The organism is Paenibacillus sp. MMS18-CY102 (genome assembly GCF_009789195.1).
Taxonomy (GTDB): domain Bacteria; phylum Bacillota; class Bacilli; order Paenibacillales; family Paenibacillaceae; genus Paenibacillus_T.
Genome location: NZ_WSTC01000017.1, coordinates 113713 through 132187 on the forward strand (window position 1 = coordinate 113713; position 18475 = coordinate 132187).

22 protein-coding genes, 1 tRNA gene, 1 rRNA gene and 1 pseudogene are annotated in these 18475 nt (G+C 48.3%); 4 read left to right on the forward strand and 21 right to left on the reverse strand.

Annotation, left to right across the window (positions count from 1 at the left end; all coding sequences use genetic code 11):
• Positions 1 to 1269 (forward strand): purple acid phosphatase family protein, encoded by a 1269-nt coding sequence (locus tag GON22_RS14555; protein WP_160396822.1) that lies wholly within the window; start codon positions 1 to 3, stop codon positions 1267 to 1269.
• A gap of 1006 nt (positions 1270 to 2275) precedes the next feature.
• On the opposite strand, the pseudogene GON22_RS26105 reads toward GON22_RS14555, so the two are convergent.
• From GON22_RS26105 to GON22_RS14575, 4 genes and pseudogenes are all read right to left on the reverse strand, one after another.
• Positions 2276 to 2408: pseudogene (locus GON22_RS26105) on the reverse strand (TFIIB-type zinc ribbon-containing protein); the annotation flags it as partial.
• A 26-nt stretch (positions 2409 to 2434) separates the two neighbouring features.
• On the reverse strand, positions 2435 to 2659 hold the full coding sequence (locus GON22_RS14565) for a hypothetical protein (protein ID WP_160396824.1): 225 nt from the start codon (positions 2657 to 2659) through the stop codon (positions 2435 to 2437).
• Between the two features lie 97 nt (positions 2660 to 2756).
• A complete protein-coding gene (locus GON22_RS14570; protein ID WP_160396825.1) occupies positions 2757 to 3086 on the reverse strand; it encodes a hypothetical protein in 330 nt (109 codons plus the stop codon).
• Between the two features lie 90 nt (positions 3087 to 3176).
• The gene (locus GON22_RS14575; protein WP_160396826.1) at positions 3177 to 3746 is read right to left on the reverse strand and encodes a xanthine phosphoribosyltransferase; all 570 of its coding nucleotides are present in this window, start codon (positions 3744 to 3746) and stop codon (positions 3177 to 3179) included.
• Between the two features lie 156 nt (positions 3747 to 3902).
• Between GON22_RS14575 and GON22_RS14580 the strand changes: the two genes are divergently transcribed.
• Both GON22_RS14580 and GON22_RS14585 read left to right on the forward strand, forming a co-directional pair.
• The gene (locus GON22_RS14580) at positions 3903 to 4589 is read left to right on the forward strand and encodes a hypothetical protein (protein ID WP_160396827.1); all 687 of its coding nucleotides are present in this window, start codon (positions 3903 to 3905) and stop codon (positions 4587 to 4589) included.
• Between the two features lie 90 nt (positions 4590 to 4679).
• Positions 4680 to 5738 carry a YkvI family membrane protein gene (locus tag GON22_RS14585; protein WP_160396828.1) on the forward strand — a complete coding sequence of 353 codons (1059 nt, stop codon included), beginning with the start codon at positions 4680 to 4682 and terminating at the stop codon, positions 5736 to 5738.
• 74 nt (positions 5739 to 5812) lie between these two features.
• Here GON22_RS14585 and GON22_RS14590 read toward each other — a convergent pair whose 3' ends face one another.
• Complete coding sequence (locus tag GON22_RS14590; protein ID WP_160396829.1) at positions 5813 to 6985, reverse strand: glycosyltransferase family 4 protein; 1173 nt, start codon at positions 6983 to 6985, stop codon at positions 5813 to 5815.
• 143 nt (positions 6986 to 7128) lie between these two features.
• On the opposite strand from GON22_RS14590, the gene GON22_RS14595 reads away from it, so the two are divergent.
• Complete coding sequence (locus GON22_RS14595) at positions 7129 to 8322, forward strand: GGDEF domain-containing protein (protein ID WP_160396830.1); 1194 nt, start codon at positions 7129 to 7131, stop codon at positions 8320 to 8322.
• Positions 8323 to 8380: 58 nt separating this feature from the next.
• On the opposite strand, the gene queC is transcribed toward GON22_RS14595, so the two are convergent.
• The 16 genes from queC to GON22_RS14675 all read right to left on the reverse strand — a co-directional run.
• The gene (gene queC, locus GON22_RS14600) at positions 8381 to 9097 is read right to left on the reverse strand and encodes a 7-cyano-7-deazaguanine synthase QueC (RefSeq protein ID WP_160396831.1); all 717 of its coding nucleotides are present in this window, start codon (positions 9095 to 9097) and stop codon (positions 8381 to 8383) included.
• A gap of 15 nt (positions 9098 to 9112) precedes the next feature.
• Entirely contained in the window at positions 9113 to 9832 is a 720-nt protein-coding gene (locus GON22_RS14605; RefSeq protein WP_160396832.1) for a 7-carboxy-7-deazaguanine synthase QueE, read from the reverse strand.
• Positions 9825 to 10304, reverse strand: a complete 480-nt coding sequence (gene queD, locus GON22_RS14610) for a 6-carboxytetrahydropterin synthase QueD (protein WP_160396833.1) — start codon at positions 10302 to 10304, stop codon at positions 9825 to 9827. Before queD ends, GON22_RS14605 begins: the two co-directional genes overlap by 8 nt.
• 78 nt (positions 10305 to 10382) lie before the next feature.
• Positions 10383 to 11207 (reverse strand): PhzF family phenazine biosynthesis protein, encoded by an 825-nt coding sequence (locus tag GON22_RS14615; protein WP_160396834.1) that lies wholly within the window; start codon positions 11205 to 11207, stop codon positions 10383 to 10385.
• 26 nt (positions 11208 to 11233) lie between these two features.
• Positions 11234 to 12193 carry a DMT family transporter gene (locus GON22_RS14620; protein WP_160396835.1) on the reverse strand — a complete coding sequence of 320 codons (960 nt, stop codon included), beginning with the start codon at positions 12191 to 12193 and terminating at the stop codon, positions 11234 to 11236.
• 19 nt (positions 12194 to 12212) lie between these two features.
• The gene (locus tag GON22_RS14625; RefSeq protein WP_160396836.1) at positions 12213 to 12671 is read right to left on the reverse strand and encodes a GyrI-like domain-containing protein; all 459 of its coding nucleotides are present in this window, start codon (positions 12669 to 12671) and stop codon (positions 12213 to 12215) included.
• 257 nt (positions 12672 to 12928) lie between these two features.
• On the reverse strand, positions 12929 to 13480 hold the full coding sequence (gene lepB / locus GON22_RS14630) for a signal peptidase I (protein WP_160396837.1): 552 nt from the start codon (positions 13478 to 13480) through the stop codon (positions 12929 to 12931).
• Between the two features lie 2 nt (positions 13481 to 13482).
• Complete coding sequence (locus GON22_RS14635) at positions 13483 to 14034, reverse strand: GNAT family N-acetyltransferase (protein WP_160396838.1); 552 nt, start codon at positions 14032 to 14034, stop codon at positions 13483 to 13485.
• A gap of 38 nt (positions 14035 to 14072) precedes the next feature.
• Entirely contained in the window at positions 14073 to 14663 is a 591-nt protein-coding gene (locus GON22_RS14640) for a hypothetical protein (protein WP_160396839.1), read from the reverse strand.
• Positions 14664 to 14759: 96 nt separating this feature from the next.
• The gene (locus tag GON22_RS14645; protein ID WP_160396840.1) at positions 14760 to 15728 is read right to left on the reverse strand and encodes a hypothetical protein; all 969 of its coding nucleotides are present in this window, start codon (positions 15726 to 15728) and stop codon (positions 14760 to 14762) included.
• Positions 15729 to 15860: 132 nt separating this feature from the next.
• Positions 15861 to 16133: a hypothetical protein gene (locus GON22_RS14650; RefSeq protein ID WP_160396841.1), complete on the reverse strand. Its 273-nt coding sequence runs from the start codon at positions 16131 to 16133 to the stop codon at positions 15861 to 15863.
• A gap of 47 nt (positions 16134 to 16180) precedes the next feature.
• Positions 16181 to 16840: an HAD hydrolase-like protein gene (locus GON22_RS14655; RefSeq protein ID WP_160396842.1), complete on the reverse strand. Its 660-nt coding sequence runs from the start codon at positions 16838 to 16840 to the stop codon at positions 16181 to 16183.
• A gap of 5 nt (positions 16841 to 16845) precedes the next feature.
• Positions 16846 to 17010: a hypothetical protein gene (locus GON22_RS14660; RefSeq protein WP_160396843.1), complete on the reverse strand. Its 165-nt coding sequence runs from the start codon at positions 17008 to 17010 to the stop codon at positions 16846 to 16848.
• A gap of 161 nt (positions 17011 to 17171) precedes the next feature.
• Entirely contained in the window at positions 17172 to 17945 is a 774-nt protein-coding gene (gene fabI / locus GON22_RS14665; protein WP_160396844.1) for an enoyl-ACP reductase FabI, read from the reverse strand.
• A 203-nt stretch (positions 17946 to 18148) separates the two neighbouring features.
• Positions 18149 to 18224, reverse strand: a tRNA-Thr gene (locus GON22_RS14670).
• A 96-nt stretch (positions 18225 to 18320) separates the two neighbouring features.
• Positions 18321 to 18475 (reverse strand): 23S ribosomal RNA (locus GON22_RS14675); the annotation flags it as partial.

Sequence of the window (18475 nt, forward strand, 5' to 3'; positions counted from 1 at the left end):
ATGGTAATTAGCAAATACAGTACGGTGATCCTTATCATTGTTGCAGCCGCCCTCCTGCTCGGCATCCTGGCCGTTGGATGTACCCGGAATAACAAGAAGCACGATAAGCCCTATTCGATCGTTATGACGCTTACCGGCGATGCAGCCACCTCGCGAGCCTTCACCTGGATGAGTGATAATAAGCCAGATGCGCCAGCCGTTATCGAGCTGTCTGTTGCTGGCCAAGCCGATTCCTTCGAGCCGTCCGCGAAACTAACGTTTACAGGACAGACTTCGCCTCTAGCAACAAGCAAGAGAGCCCTGACGCAGGGTGTCCATAAGGCCGAAGTGTCAGGCTTAACGCCGAATACCACATACGCCTACCGCGTTGGCAGCGGCCTGGAGGGCGAGTGGAGCGACATTTTATCATTTAGAACGGATCCCCTTCCACAAGAGGACACCGCCATGACCTTCATTAATGTGACGGATTCACAAGGGGTTACGAGCGCTGATTTCAAAATTTGGGGACAGACGTTAAATCAAGCTTTTAAGCAATATCCAAACGCTCGCTTCATTGTCCATAATGGCGATTTGACCGAAAATCCCGAGGATGCGGAGGCATGGGCGCAATGGTTCGCTCAAGCTGTCCCAGCGATTACTCGCGTCCCGATTTTGCCGGTGACCGGCAATCATGACGTCATTGAGAGTAAAGATGCGCCCAGCTTCTGGCCCATTACCGCACGCTTCAACCTGCCGAACAATGGAGCGGCCGATGCGCCTGCTGGAACCAACTACTCGCTGGATATTGGCACCGCTCATATCGCAGTCTTAAACACGGAAACCGCAATTGATGAACAGGCGCAATGGCTTCGCGAAGACTTAGCAGCAACCGCCCAACCGTGGCTCATCGTTGCCGTTCACCGCGGCCCGTATGGCGGCAATACGTACAAGAAAGTGAAAGAATGGACAGAAATATTCGATACGTACAAAGTCGATCTTGTGCTGCAAGGCCATAATCACGAATATTCACGTTCCTACCCGCTGCGGGACGGCCAGATTACAGGCAAAGCCGATGCTCCCGTTACGAACCATGCTGGGACCGTATATGTCGTGACGAACGCTTCAGGCGTGAAGCTGAACGACAAGAAGGAAGACAAGTTTTACCACGCCGTTCATTTGCAAAATGGCCAACCGATGTTCGCCGCAATTACGATTCAAGGCGATAAATTGGCCTATGAAGCTTTTACGGCCGACGGTGCGCCGGTAGACCGCTTCGTGATTCAGCATTAAACCGCCATGTGGCGCATAACATGCATATCCAAAAAGAAGGAGCCCCCAAGCGTCAGCTTGAGGGCTCCTTCTTTGAATTTTGAAACCTTGCAACTTTGTAGCTATAAGCTTCTCTGCGGTCCGTTAGAAAACCAACAAGGGTTGATCCAGCCCATCGGAAGCGCGCCTTCCGCCCCGAGCTGTGACGAATGGCGTGTCTTGTCCGTTCGGCGCAATTGAGCGACCGCCCGCTTCTAACGGACTGAGGAGACGTTATTTGGACCAAATCAGACGTTTTTCTGCTGTAACGGACTCAGAGGCCCTTATTTGAGCAAAATAGCCACTTCGCACCTGCAAATGTGCTAAATAACGGCCGTGGAGTCCGTTACACTTTCAATCGGCGCGTTTGGGAGCTATAAGCGTCTCTACGGTCCGTTAGAAAACCAACTGGTGTCTTTCCACGCTATTCGAAGCACACCTTCCGCCCCCGAGTGAGCAGTGACGAATGGTGTGGCCACAGTCGCAACAGCATCGTGGCTGCCTATGAAAATAAGCGTCCGCTTTTCCTACGTATCGATACCTCGCCGGGTTAATTAGTCGAATAAATCGCCTAATACATCGAGCACAGTTTTCTTCTTCTTATGTGGATACCCATGACTATTGTGGTGCCCATGCTTGCCGTACCCCTGTTGCCCATAGCCCTGCTGGCCATAACTTTGTTGCCCATAACTTTGCTGGCTAGAGCCCTGTTGCCCATAGCCCTGCTGCCCTTGATTGTGGCTGCCGTATCCGCCGGATGGCTGCCCATGGCTTCCATACTGGGGCTGCGAACCATAACCGCCATTTGGCGTGGATGGCGGTGGATTATATCCGCCGCTCGTATGCTGCCCGCTCGGGCTATTTTGCTGCTGCGCTCTATAGCTGCCAGGTGCGGCGCCGCCACTTTGCGAGCCATAACTATTATTCGGCTGCTGTTGCTGCACGGGTTGCCCCGAATAGTAAGCGTCAACATCCCCCCGCAGATCTTTGACGCCTTGCATCAGCTTGTCGAGCTCGCCTCGGTCAAGCCATACTCCCTTGCAATCGGGGCATACATCAATTAAAACCCCGTCCTTCTGAACCTCTCGCATGCGTACATCTGCGCATACTGGACATTTCATTAGCTTGCCTCCGTTCCCCAATTTGATTATTGATTTAAAGCGTCTGGCTCTCCTCGTTCATCCGTTGCCCGCTCCAGCTTATAAGCCCTGCTGAGCTTCACGACTCGCTTATTAATCCGCCGGATGACGATGCTCTCATCATCCCAAGCGACAACAATTCCATATACGTCATTGGCGGGAATGCCGTCGCGTACAATTCGCACGGATTCACCAGATAGTCGAAACTCGTCCATTTGTTGTTCGGTTATCACTGTTTCCACAGCCCTTCTGCCGGCCTAATCCAAGCGCTATAAGCAGCAAAGACCTCCTATGCTCAATTCGAGCATTGTTGGAGGTCCCGCATTGTTGTTAGCCAATATTGTCGACGTGCTCCTTGGAGTCATTTGTTTCATACCACTCATCCAATACGCGCGAGGACATCACCCGTTTGGCGATATAATCCTTCTGATGATCCAGGAATTGTTCACGCCATTCCATGTCTAATTCTTCAGCCAGTTTGACGATTGTTAACAATTCCGACCAAGCGACATACCGTTTGTACCAGAAAAATTGCGGATGCTCTATCATGTATGGATACAGATCATCGAATTCCGTGTGTTTGCAATCCAGCGCACGTTCAAAGTGCGTTTTGGCGTCCGTAAGCTTCTTGACCATAAAATCGTTCGACATATTCCCCATATCCTAGCGCCTCCCCTCGGACTCTAATGTCCATTATAAGCGAAAATAACCGGTCGGGAAAGGGTGAAGCGATGGAACCTTTTCCTCGATTTACTCGAACGTAATGGATCCATTATCCAGCGATGAGATCTTTACAAGCGATTCAACGCGATACCCTTGTTCCCGAAGCGCTTTCGCTCCCGCTTGGAACGATTTCTCTACGACAATGCCAATTCCTGCTAATTCCGCGCCGGAACGTTCAATAATTTTGACCAACCCTCTTGCAGCATCGCCGTTCGCAATAATATCATCAATAAATAACAGGCGATCCGTCTCGCTCAGCAATTGCCGAGATACGAGCAAATCCGTTACGATCCCTTTTGTAAAGGAAGGCACACGCTCTACGTATGCATCAGGATCAGCAATTAACGTTTTCTTCCGTCTAGCGAATACAAGCGGTACGCCTAGCTCATGAGCCGTTGCGAATGCAACTGGTATGCCGGATGATTCTACCGTAATAACCTTTGTAATGCCCGCTTCAACAAATAATCTTGCAAATTCCTTGCCCATCTCCATCGTCAGGGCAGGATCGACTTGATGATTCAAAATCGTATCCAGTTTCACTACATCGGTCGACATAACCGACGCATCTGCTAATATGCGTTGTTTCAATTTTTCCATCGTATGATACCTCCACCGCAAAACCTTTTCCGATAACTTACCATATGACGGATAGTGCGCGCAACCATTTCAAGTCTTTTCCGATTGCACCGGAACCTTTAAGCGTTTGCATGCGTCAAATCAATATATAGATACGGAATGGAGGCTGTCTTTCGAATGGATAAACCCCAACACCAAGCAGCGTTCGCGCTTCCTTACATAAAAGCAGCACTAGCTGTTGCCATCATTACAACATTAACTACGGGTTGTTCACTAAGCTTGGGCCAATCAGAGGATGAGCAGGTTATCGGGAACGACCCAATCTCTTCAAGCAACTCGCTCCTCGCAAACAGCGGGCCGAAACAAGGAAAAGCAGATGCAGCTAATGACACGCTCATCGAACGTGCAGATGACGAGGAAACAGCCGAAGCTACTGGAGCATCCAATACGAAAGCAAAAACAACTGAACCGAAGTGGGATAAAGAGCATCCGTCCCTCGCAAGCATTGCAATCGGGCAACAAAAGGCAGAAGTAATAAAGAAATTAGGTGATCCCATCGACGCTTATTCGCAGGGAGATGGCTCTCAGCGAATTGATATTATGGAGTATGAAGGATACTCGATCGGTTTTGGAACTGGCAATAAAGGCGTTCTCTTCGTCGAAATCCATGCGAAATCCGTCGCTACCGGCCTAAGCGGCCTGCGTGTCGGAGACACCGAGGACAAAGCCGTTAAAGCATTAGGCAAACCGGATGCACAGTCCGCCTATTTGATCGCTTATGAAGGCAAACAATCCGTCCTCAAGCTTGATCTGGATCCCGATAAGCACGAAATCATTTCATTCAAGTTATTCATCGAAAGTTAACCTATAAGCACTAATAGCGCGAAAGCTGTCATGCCTGTCCCTTCTCGTACATACCTTGTGATAGAAGGCTATGAAACGGAGGACGAAGCAATGTGGAAGAAGGGCGGCATGATTATGCAGATTGCCTTCACCTACATGGGTACGGTAGTCGGCGCTGGCTTTGCAACCGGACAGGAGATTTTGCAGTTTTTCACTCGCTTCGGCTATTGGGGATCACTAACGATTGCTCTCGCAACGGCGATGTTCATCTGGCTCGGCACCAAAATGATGCTGATCAGCTCCGACATCCAAGCGAATTCCTACGAGGATCTAAACAAAACGTTATTCGGCGAACGGCTAGGGGGCTGGATAAGCTTCTTCATGATGTTTATTCTGCTGGGCGTTACCGCCGTCATGCTTGCTGGCGCAGGCTCGATTTTCGAAGAGAATTGGAACTTCTCCTATCAAGCAGGGCTATTGATTACGATAGCAGGCTGCTTCATTCTCCTTCGCAAAGGCATGAACGCGATTCTCGCTGTGAATAGCATTGTCGTGCCAATGATGCTCCTATTCACCGGCATCGTACTCTACGATACATTCACAACGCCCGAATCTGATCGCTGGTTGACCCTCGTGACCGACCAATCGCCAATGGCCGCTTGGAGCGCCCCTTTCTTGTACGCTGCATTTAACCTGTCGATGTCCCAGGCCGTGCTTGTCCCATTAGGCGCTTCCGTTCGTGACAAGAAAGCGATTAAGACAGGGGCATGGATCGGGGGCATTGGCATCGGCTTCATGCTGCTTGCCGGACACATTGCATTGTCGCTCCATATGCCGGGCATTCAACAATATGCGATTCCAATGGGCGGCATTGCCAGGCAGCTTGGGCATACGGCGCAGTGGATTTATATCTTTCTTATTTTCGCTGAAATTTTCACCACGCTTATCGCCGACATTTATGGGCTCACATTACAGATGCGCCAGCGCGTATCATGGTCGCCAACGATTATCACCATCGGCATCCTCATTCTATGCTACCTCATGAGCCAGATTGGCTTCGGGCCGCTTCTATCGACCTTGTACCCCCTGTTTGGCCTCATAAGCCTAGGTTGGCTAATCTTAATTATTCGACATCGCAAAAGCCCGCATAAGCCACGAGATGAACGTTAGTTGGTCCTCAAAAAAAAGCGCGCCAGGACGAGCCCCACTAAGGTGCATTCCTGGCGCGCTTTTTGAAATTAAGATTACGACGGCTCTTCCTCCTGCCCAGCATCTGGGCTCGCATCTAAATTTAGCGGCAAGACGTCAACATACACATCCTTCAACTGGGATACGACCCGCGTTAAAGAATATACCCGCTTCGCCTTATCCCACGCCGCCCTCGCTAGTTCATAACGATAGCTAGGATCAACAACCGTTTTCTCCATCGCTTCAGCTAGCGCCTGTGGATCCTCAGGAGGCACCAGCAGCCCATTTACTTCATTCTCTATTTGCTCAGAGATTCCGCCAACATTCGCCCCAATTAGCGCTAACAAGCACAACGCCGCTTCGGCGAACACCGACCCGAACGATTCCGCGCGGGATGGCAGCACGAATACGTCGAAGAAGGGCATGAATTCCTCTGGGTGGAGCATGTAACCATAGAAAATAATTTCATCATACAAGTCCAAATCAACCGCAAGCTGCTCAAGCTCAGCCCGAATCGGTCCATCGCCGATAATATGAAGGACGAATGGATATCCCTTTTGCTTCAAGAGCGCACATGCCTTTAATAGTACATCCAGCCCTTTTGCTGGGACGAGCCTACAGACCGTTATAAACTGTGTCACCTGATTCTCGTGGGCGATCGGTTTAAACCTTTTCTCATCAAATCCATTCGGAATGACGATAACTTTCTCAGGCTGCTCCAGATAAGGGGCCATGTATTGGCGGAAGGACTCTGAAACGGTTAACAATCGGTCAACCTTCGTTTCCAGCTCCCGGTAGAGCGATGTTAGAAAACGATGCTCTGCACTGCCCTCTGTAATGCGGCCGTTAAGCATAAGCTCCCTTTCGAAGCTTGAGTGAATCGTCATTAGGATCGGCGTGTCCGGGAACAACTGCCTCATGACGAGCGCTGCGATTGGATGATGGGCATGTATGAGGTCATAGGAGCGTTTGATTCTCATCTTCGTCCACCATAGATAGTCGCGGTAGGTTTGCATATATTTATCTACAATAGGATTGCCTTCAAATGGCGAAGCATCGAATGTCGTGAATGTGATCTCTTCTTGGCCTTTGTTTCGGACGCGCTTCGGGAGCGAGAATAACTCCATCTCCCATCCAGCCCGATTGAACCTCTCTTGTATATATGGAACCATGGAAGATACGCCGCCAGGCTGTTCCGGGGGGAAAAATAAAGCTTGCAAAATATTCAAGGCAGTCGCCTCCTCTGTCCAATAAGTAACCCGATGATCCGACACCATTCGCCACTAGGCGGCTCGGCTTAAACATGATATACTAGAACATATGTTTCTGTAAAGTTTATGTAACTCTATGAAATTGGTGGTATGGCGTACATATGACGATCGTCAATTGGCTAACCGGTCAAACCGGCATCATTCTTTCCTCCGCATGCGTCATCATTATTGTGGCGCTCATGCTGTACATGTCAGTAAAGCTTCATCAGAGTTATCGGAAATATAAAGTGTATGGGTGGCTAATTGCAGGCTTGCTGCTAGCAGGCATTCAACATGCCATTCAATTGTTCCTAGCGGCCCCTGAGGCGAATGATTCTCCCGCACTACATTTGTTCGCTTCCATTCTACAGATTGAGTCATTTATTATTATAAACTTTGTTTTCACCAAATTGTATACCCGTCCGTCAGGAAGATTAATCGGGCCAGCATTTATCTCGCTGCTTGCTGCGCCATTCATCCTAACCGGCATCCAGCTGTACTTGGACAGCAACCTGCTTCATCCCACCGATGGCGGCGCTGGCATTCAAGTGCTGACACTCGATTTCTATGCGGTTCTCATTAACTTCCTTATCTTAATGGACACGCGTGGCATTGCCTTGAACCGCAAGTTCGCCATTAGTTTGGTCGTCTACTTCATTTATCAACTTTCGCGAGTGGCAGACGGCTATGTGTTCCATGGTTCTTCAAGCGGACTATTGTTAATGACGCAATTCGTGCCGCTCGTTTATTTTACGCTGCTGTTCCTCATGTTGTTCGAATGGGTAATTGACCGCATGCTCGATATTCATCAGTCATCCATTACAGATGGCCTTACGACGCTATACAATCGCAAATATTTCAACTCGCGCTGCGAGAAATGGATGCGTGAACGCGGTTCGGTTTCGATCATCTTCTGCGATATCGACAACTTCAAGCGGCTTAACGATACGCAAGGCCATCATGCCGCGGATATCGTACTAAAGAAGGTTGCCGAAATTATTAAAGAAGAATCCGGTGCTATCGGCGCTGCCGGACGATATGGCGGCGAAGAGCTGCTGGCGGTCATTCGCGGAGATGCGAAGGTGAAGCCAGAAGATGTAGCCGAGACGATTCGACGGCGCGTTGAGACGGAGACGATCGTTACGATTAGTGTAGGCGTTAGCACGTCTGTGTCAGGCCAGACCATCCAGGAGCTCATCAAGGAAGCCGACGAAGCGATGTATGTTTCGAAGACGACCGGCAAGAATAAAGTTTCGGTCGTTGCGAAGGCTGGACGCTCCAAGCCCCGCCGTTCGTCCAAGGCAGCTAATGCTTAAATAAAGAAGAGCCGTCAGGATCGCTCCTGACGGCTCCTTTTATTTTATAAGACGGTCATTACGGTATACTTACATAAGGAATAGGGTCTGTATGCCCCGCTTCGCTGAATCCTTTGAGACGCAGAACACAGCTATCACATTCACCACAAGCCTCTTCCTCGCCGTTGTAGCAGCTCGTTGTTAACTCGTAAGGCACGCCCATTCGCACGCCTTCACGGACGATATCCGCTTTGCTCAATGCAATAAGCGGCGTCTCAATCGAGATTGGTTTGCCTTCCACGCCAACCTTCGTTGCCAGTGCCATTACCTCTTCTACCTTCGCGATAAACTCTGGCCGGCAATCTGGATAACCGCTATAATCAAGCGCGTTAACGCCGATGTAGATCGCTTCTGCACCTACCGCCTCAGCGTAGGATGTAGCAATCGCTAAGAACATGAAATTGCGGCCTGGCACATAAGTGACCGGAATTTCGCTCGCAGCCTGCGCGGCATCCATCTGCTCAACGCCTGTCCCTTTTGGAACCGCAATCGCCTCATCCGTCAGCGCACTCCCGCCGATATTGCGCAAGAAGTCTAACTTGATTACTTTATAACGGTCAATGACCCCATAATGCTCGGCAACTTGACGGGACTTCTCTAGCTCTATGCGATGCCGTTGGCCATAGTCAAACGTAAGGGGATAAAGCTCGTAACCCGCTTCTTGTGCAAAACCCATACAAGTCGTGCTATCCAATCCGCCGCTTAATATAATGACTGCTCTCTTGTTGTCTCCCATCGCGATTCTTCCTCTCTAGACGCCCCGCTTTGCAGGGTCCCAAATAATTTTGTGCAACTGCATATTAAGCTTCACGCCAGACAAACCTGCTTCAAGCATCCGATCCACTAGCTTAGCCGGCGGCATCGATTCCCAGACCGGGCTGAACATCGGCAACGCTTGGGTCGGATAATCGCTTAACGTCTTCACGGCAGCATCGAAATCCCGATCAGACGCGATAACGAATTTGATTTCATCCTGAGGGCGCAGAAGCTCAAAGTTTGCCACTTCCATTTTGTCATTCTCGCCTGAGTCCGGCAGCTTGTAATCCATTACGTAACGTACATTGTTATGCGGAACCGCCTCTAGGAACGGGGACAATCCGATTGCTCCATTCGTCTCGACGTGAACATCCACTATGCCTTCGATCTCAGCTAACGCCTTCAACAACAGCGCAGAACGGTCACCATATAACAGTGGCTCCCCGCCTGTGAAGCAGATATGCTTAGATTTGTATGCCTTGACCTTCTCTACAATCTCTTGAATCGAAAGCGTGAATGCCGACTTGGCTGGCGGATAACTATACGTTGTATCGCACCAGACACAGCGCAAGTTACAGCCAAACAAACGCACAAAAACGGTCGGAAACCCGGCACGTGTGCCTTCGCCTTCGACCGTTTCGAAGATTTCGACCATCGGAAGCCTAATATCAAGTGGATCCCGCTCTGAGTGGATGGCGTCGTCCTGCCTACTCATCCTCCGACGCCTCCATCCATTGCCGGGTCACCGCTGCAAAGCTAGTCGGTGTTTCCCACAGCCGGATTTCCTCTACGCGCACATTCGGGTACAAACCTTCCTCAATAAGCGCTTCTTGAACTTGTTCGTACATCCAAACAACCATGTTCTCAGCAGTTGTGTTCATTGGAGGCAACGCTTCATTCAAGTATTTGTGGTCGAGCGGTTCAATAATTCTGGCCTGAGCAATACGTTTCATATCAGCAAAATCTATACTAATGCCACGCTCGTCCGGTTTGCCGGACATCATTAGCTGCACTTTGTACGTATGACCGTGCAGGCTCTGGCATTTCCCTTCATAATGGTGCAAATGATGGGCACTATCGAATGTAAATTCCTTAGATAGCAGGACTCTGCGATTATGATAGCGAAGTTCGTGAAGCTGAATATGTTCACCGAAAACTTGGACATTTCTTGGAATCTCGTAAGTCATTACAGCACCTCGTTGTTTGCAATACTACTATTATAACATGGGGGCATTCCCCCCTACAATGACTGACAGTTTGAAACGCTACACAGATAATCTTCCTGCCAGTACGGTCACTGCTTGGCCCGTAAGCATCACTCGATCGGCTTGGGGCCGAACGATCAAATAACCGCCTCTCGGAGAGGCTTGATAGGCTCGAAGCTCATCTTTATGCAATCGTTTTGCCCAGTACGGCCCTAATGCACAATGTGCAGAACCTGTAACAGGATCCTCATCCACGCCAATCGATGGATAGAACGCCCGCGAGGCAAAATCGTATGCAGCATTGGGCTTCGCGCGGCTTGTTACGATGACACCCCGGCAATCGAGCGCAGCCAGCAACGCGAAGTCTGGTTTTATTAGCCGAACGGTATCCTCACTATCAGCCTCGACCAGTATATCCATGCGATTCTGCCCTGTATAACGTGGTATAAATCCAAGCGCTTCAATGAGCTCTGGCGAAGGTGTTATAGGCGATACAGGCTCAGCTGGAAAATCCATACGAATCCCATCTTGCCCCAATGCTGCTGTCAGCCTCCCGCTGCGCGTATCGAATCGTGCCTTCGTATCTGGGTTAAGCCGTCCCGATTCCCATAGTACATGAGCTGCAGCCAGTGTTGCATGGCCACACAGGTCTACCTCGGCTTTAGGCGTAAACCATCGCAAATCATACGCTGTATCCGCCGAGGCATATAGAAACGCTGTTTCTGAAACGTTCATTTCAGCAGCAACCTTCTGCATCCATGCACGGTCACGCGGCTGATCCATCACACATACAGCAGCCGGGTTGCCTGTAAATGGCTCATTGGCAAATGCATCCACGAGCCAGATCGGTGTTGAATTTCCACTCCCTATTACCTGTATTCCCATCTGTGTATCCTCCTTGGCTTCAGCCTCTATCGCACACGCACCGAATTGGCAACGCCCTGCTTCTGGTCCGCACGCCGATTAATGATAATAATGCCCGCACATACTGCTGTTAACGAAGCAATAACGGCGATGCCAATCGTTTCGTTCAAGAACAGAGCGGATAAGATAACACCGTACACTGGCGTTAAAAACAAATAAGATGCCGTTGAACCAACAGAGTTGTATTTCATCACATAGTTCCAAACGATAAAGCCCGCGGAGGAAATGATGGCCGAATAAACCAACAGAACGATCGCTGCAGGCGTCCAATGAAAAGGCATAAATCCATCAACCAATCCACCTACGATGATTAGTGCCATTCCACCAACGATCATTTGATAACCATTCACATAAGCGACAGGATATGAAGTTACGGCCCGCTTCGATAATACATTGCCTAATCCCGCACACAAAGCTGCTGCGAGCAACAGCCACTCGCCTACGCCAAAAGCTTGATTCCAGCCATGCCTAATGGCCTGGGGCAGCGCAAGGAACAATAGGCCAGCGATGCCTAATATAAGCCCAATTACTTTGTTTCGTGTGAACCGTTCTGACGAATCAGTAAAATACGCTAACACCATTGAGAAGAAAGAAATCATGCCAGCAATAACAGAGCCGAATACACCAGAGCTATGGGCTAAGCCCGTGTAAAAGAAAACGTACTGCAAAACAGTCTGTACCAGCCCCAGTGAGACAATGCTCTTCAAGGACCCTTGGCGGTACCGAAGTGGCTCGCGTATAACCATCATAAATAAAAAAATGAGCAAGCCGGCAAGTGTAAAACGGTACCCAGCGAACAAAAATTGCTCGAACCAGTCCGTTCCGTCTATGCCGAGTTCCTCATAGCTCCGTTTGAGTGTCGGGTACGCGCTTCCCCACAGTATTGTAGCGCCGATCGATCCAGTTGCAATGCCAGCAGGATGAGTAAAAAAATGTTTGGCGTTCATCTTGATGTTTCATACCTTCTTACATATTATTGTCGGCCAACGGGATATGCAGATCCACCGTCACTTCCTCCAGATGCTCATCCAGATAAAAAATTTCAAGGGAGACCGCAGTATCTCGCTTCGTAAGCCGTTGCTCATTCATCCATGACGTCAGTTGCTCATAACCTTCGCCAATGCGTTTATTCGTGCAGGTCACCACCGCATATTGGCGCTCCGGAATTGTGAACTGAACCATGCCTGGCGGAACAGATTTCAGGTGATTCACCTCATAACATGCCCAGTAAGTTGCGAACACCTCATTGCCGAAATAAGGGCTGTATAGTGCAGAAGAGAGTGCTGCTCCGTTCAGTTCATGCCTTCTGGCGAGAAATTCGCCCTGAAGACGAATCGCTTCATCGGGAAACGTCGAATACGGACCGCAATAGCTCATACCGACCAGATGGATCGCAGGCTTCGTAATGATAGCGCAGTTATCCAAGGCGTACTCCTCCTTGCGTTCTGAAATGGCGATTACCGGCGGACGTGAACATTAGCCGTGCCTTTAGTGTAACATGTTTTGTTCGAACAAGGGTACACGATTGTTTCGACATAGTGGCATTTACCGCAAATTAACAAACTATAGCCCCGCTGTCCAACAACGTATAAATGGCTCCAATCGACCCAAGCAAGCTAATACAACATAAGCCATACTTTATTCTTATCGTAACTATTTTATGCAAAGCCTGTTTCGTTCTATCAGATACTGCCGAATTCACTTAATGGCCAAACCCGCAAGACAACTCGCCCTTCAATGTCATCATATTTGACTGCACCAAACGTCCTGCTATCGTCACTCTGTTCTCGATTATCCCCCATCACAAATATATGCTTGGCGGGTATCGTGTACGGCATTTTTATTACTCTCGGATATGTCATACCTTTGGTATACGCTTCTTCTAGCTTAACGCCATTAATAAATACATAACCGTCACGAATGTCGATTGTCTCTCCTGGCAAGCCAATTACCCGTTTTACAAGGTTACGATCCTGAGTCGGGTCATCAATAATAACGATATCTCCCCGTTTTGGCGTGCTAATGTGATATGTAATTTTATCTTCAAATAATCGTTGACCTTCCACGAGCGTATTTTGCATCGATATGTTAATCACTTTTACTTGTGCAAACGCATAATTTTGAATTAAAAAAGACAGCACAACAGCAAGTACGAGCGCTGTAGACCAATCTCTTAATTCCTTCTTAAACCTTGATTTTTTAGGCTTGTTATTCACACTTTTATCCAATTCCATCCCTATTCGCTCCTTTTTGGAACATACTCTGATCGCAACACGGACATCACAATGACATCATGATACTCGCCTTTGTAATAATGTCGCTGGCGTTTGCGGCCTTCCTCTTGAAAGCCACATTTCATATAACAATTTATCGCTGGCTCGTTATATGCAAGTACCTCAAGTTCTAGACGATTAAGCTGTAGACGCTCAAAAGCGAATTGCTGTAATAGCAGCATCGCTTCCGTTCCATACCCTAAGCCTTGCAACAGTTTATTGCCAATCACGATTCCAAGCTCTGCAGAGCGATTTTTCCAATCGATACGATGGAGATCGATCTGGCCAATATACTCGAGCGTTTCGCGAAGCGAGATAACAAACCCTCTCGCATCTGCACTGCCTTCGAGCATGGCATTAAGAAACTGCTCCGTTTTATTCATTGTTTGCGGAAACAAGAAAACATCAGAAAGCATATCGACAATATCCGGGTCATTCACCCATTGCCGCATATATAACAAATCTTCTTTGCGATATTCCCGAAGAACAATTCGGTTTCCGATCAAATTGGGCAATCCACTGGCCTCCTATTTCACATATCGCTCATTCCCATCTACCCTACTGCTTTGCGCTTTCGCCGCCTTGCTGGCTTTATGAACCGTTCAAAACCAAACATACAGGCCGTTATCACGCCGACAATGGAATATAGATCATCATATATTCCAGTTAACGCAGTGCCCGACAAACGAAGTAACAAGCCCAGTTGAAGCGGAAGCATCGGTCCCATTAACCATATTGTTGCTAGCCAAGCCGTTTCATCACGCTTCTGCTGCCGCATGAGTGAACGGGCAACAGGCCACCAGAGCAACATTGTGCCACCAATCACAATTGCCATCCAGACAACCCGAACGATGATTGCTAGCAATGCATCTGCTGGCAACCATGCAAGCCATAATGTGATGCAACTGATAATGCTCAGGAGCACGCCCATCGCCAGCCTGAATAGCCGCGCGGATAAGTGGTAGAGTGTAAGAGCCAAGCCCAATACGAATAAAGAGAGCAGCATGAACACCGCATTCGCTGCAACATACATCCAGCCATGCTCGGCAGCCATGCTGCTTTCTTCTTTTCGTGGATATGTAAGGATGATCAAATCAAATAGTGAAGCAAATAATAGAAAAGCAGCGGCCCACCGATGCGACATTGCATGGCGATCTGCCCTAATAAGCAGCACCACGATCAGCAATCGTGCTAGTATGTAGATACCCAGGAGCAGGTGCCTCCTTCGTTCGGTCCTTCTTCAAACAGCGAGCTTTGCCCGCTCTGTAAACCAATCTACTTGATGGAGCAATTCGGACAGCTGTTCCATGGAGAATGAAGTAACGCCAAGCAGAGCCAAAGCTTCTTTTAAATTCTGTGGAAGCATCTCAACGTGTTGCCCGAACTGAAAAATCCCCCCTGCATAAGCAACGTAGCACAACATCGCTTCGCTTCGCAGCACCCATTTGGCATAGTCCAGCTCACCTATTCCGATATAACGCTCGACTTTGCGTGCAATAAGCTGATCCTTGCCCGAATCCAATCCAGCTTGGCCAACCTTCTGTTCTAGCAAATACCGCCGATAAGTTGCCAACGCATGCAATTGGCGTTCTACAGAAGCTTCCAATGGCTGCGTGCAAATGGACTGGAACGAGGCATACATCATAGGCTCAGCATGGCGTATACGTGGGAATAGCCCCCCAGCAGAGCAGCATTCATCTTTCATCCAAGCAAAGCTCGTCGCTGCTGCATGCCAAGCCGCCTGTACCGCAACAAAAGCTCCTAAGAGATTATCTTCGCGGATACAGCGATCAAGCCCATACAAGTAACATTGTATTTCTTCTGTTGCTTGAAGCAACATCTGTTTTCGGCCATCGCAGCTGCGGAAGTACCGAATAGCTGCCGGTTTAAGCTTCTCTAGCAAGCCGAACGGGTCATACACCGATCGGGATTCAATGAGAAAACGATGCGTCCAAGGCTGGCTGCGCAGCGCTTGGCTGCCTGGCCATGCATGGAAATGTAATTGAATCATCGTCCCCTCGAATAGCACATTATGGCTAATCGTTTGTTTCGACTGTGATGTAACATAAATGTTCAGGTCTAAGTCGCTATACTGGTCTGCTTCACCACGTCCAACTGAACCTCCAGCGTACGCACACACCCAGTTATTTTGTTTATGTAACTGCACATATTGCTGAGCGACCTTCATTAATCGATCTGTGTGGTTCATGCCCACTTCGCTCCTCTGGCATCCGATTTGTATACAACCCTGCACCGGGTAAATATACCTATTAGTTATAGTCTAACTGATCGGATCAGGACAGAACCATTAAAGATTTGCTAAAGAAATTATCCTAAATTTTCAAGGTGCTGTACCGGCACCAGCTGCATAGTAGCCCCATGCGCCATGCTTCACGTACACAAAAGAAAGTTCCGTCCGCGTTGCATAATACAGATCACCATACATAGGATCATCTTTAATTGTTCCCTCTGTCACTTTCGCACGCATCGCGTTTATCGGATCATGAAAAAACAGCTTTTTGCGCACGGCCCATTCAGGCGTAGGGGAAGGCATGATGAGAAGGATCAGCAATAACGTTAGCCCAGCAAAATATAATTTCCTTCTTATGCTCAATTAAGCCCTGCCTCCCAACAAGCTCAAACCATGATTACTGGGCCTGCCTAATAACCACGGATGGTGTTTGTTAACCACTTCTCTAGCGACTCCACCGATTCAACGATTGCATGAGGGCGGCATGCTGCAAGCTCCTCTATAGAACCATATCCATAACTAACGCCTACCGAAGCTATCCCATTATTCGTCGCACCAATCAGGTCATGCTTCCGATCGCCAATCATAACCGCCTCTTCTTTTGCGATTTGATGCGATTCAAGCACATCATTGATGATTTCGGTTTTATCTGTACGCCGTCCATCCAAAAAACTGCCCGTCACCGTTAAAAAATATTCCGCAATGCCAAAATGTGATAAGATCCGTAATGCAAATTCTGTCGGTTTCGATGTTGCCACATAGAGTGTTGCCCCTGCTTCGTTTAATGAACGCAAAAACGAATGCATGCCGTCGAAGAGTTCATTTTCATAAATGCCTGTTTCGGCAAAATACTCCCGATAGAGCTGCACCGCTTCTAATGACTCGCTTTCAGACATCCCGTACTGCTCACGAAAGGAAAGCTGGAGTGGCGGTCCAATAAATGAAAACAATTGCTCTCGCTCCGCATCAATTCCTAGCTTTTGAAGCGCATACTGAACCGACTTCGTAATCCCAATGCCAGGATCGGTTAACGTACCGTCCAAATCAAATAATATATGCTTATATTTCACTCCATTTACTCTTCCTTCCTTATTGACGATTGGTTATCCCGAATAGTTGCAATTAAAGTATCAAGACGTTCTATTATTCGTTCGTCATTTTGCAACTGGCGTTTCAGCTTGCCGTCGAGCATAGATAACATTAGCACAAGCAGCACAAAAGCTATGATAAAGATAATCAAGACATTCGCTCCTCTTCAAATCAAAATGTTATCCTCAGCGTAGTTTCCTAATAATACCACTCAGCTGAGGACACCGTCCATATGGATATCAAAACAAAAACCACTGTGATAGGATTCCGCAATTGCACGAACCCTACCCACAGTGGTTTTAGAATAATAATTTATAGTGCCATAATGTGATAGCCCGAGTCCACATGAAGGACATCGCCTGTAATGCCCCGAGAAAGATTGCTCAGCAAGAACATCGTTGCGTCTCCAACCTCTTCTTGATCAACATTACGGCGCAGGGGTGCCTTCTCTTCGATTGTAGACATAATATCATTGAAGCCAGATACCCCTTTGGCCGCAAGTGTACGGATCGGGCCTGCGGAGATCGCATTTACACGAATGCCATATTTTCCGAGATCCTCAGCCAAGTACTTCACGCTTGCTTCCAGCGCAGCTTTTGCCACACCCATTACATTATAATTACGGACTACACGCTCCGCACCGATATACGATTGCGTCACAATGCTTCCGCCTTCCGTCATCAACTTCTTCGCTTCCCGTGCAACAGCAACAAGCGAGTAAGCGCTGGAGTTTTGTGCCATGATGTAGCCTTCACGGCTAGTGTCCGCATATTCGCCCTGCAGTTCATCTTTCTCTGCAAATGCGACAGAGTGTACTAAGCCATGAATCGTTCCTGCCTCTGAACCGATTTGCTCAAAGGCTGCGACAATGCTAGCATCGTCCAGAACATCACAAGAAACCGTCTTCGCTGTGATGTCATGATCAGCCAACAGCTTAATCAGTTTATCACGTGAACGTTCTTTCCTATAAGTGAAAATCAACTGTGCACCATGCTCATTCAGCGATTTTGCAATCCCCCATGCTATACTTCTTTCATTAGCTACGCCCATAATGACAATTGTTTTGTTGTTCAGTAAACTCGTCACTTTCATTCCTCCTGTAAGTACTCGACACATATAATATCCACTTTCAAAAATACTACACTAATCATACATTATAACTTCTTTTGCCTACAAATGCTTCTAGCTAAACGAACTAATTATTCAATATAACTAATTGTTGCTACTAACGATAACGAAAGATTACAAAAAAGCTCCTGCTATGAAAGCCAGGAGCCTGATGTTAAAAGTGGTGCCGGCGATAGGAGTCGAACCCACGACCTACTGATTACAAGTCAGTTGCTCTACCAACTGAGCTACACCGGCACATTGAAGGTTACACCTTCAAAACTGGATGCGAATGATGAATCCTTAGCTTAGTCTTGCTCACGAAGTTGCGATTTTGGCATTCGCCAAAACGCTTAGGATAAGCCCTCGACCTATTAGTACTCGTCAGCTGCACGCATTGCTGCGCTTCCACCTCGAGCCTATCAACCTGGTCGTCTTCCAGGGGTCTTACGAATTGGGAAATCTCATCTTGAGGGGGGCTTCGCGCTTAGATGCTTTCAGCGCTTATC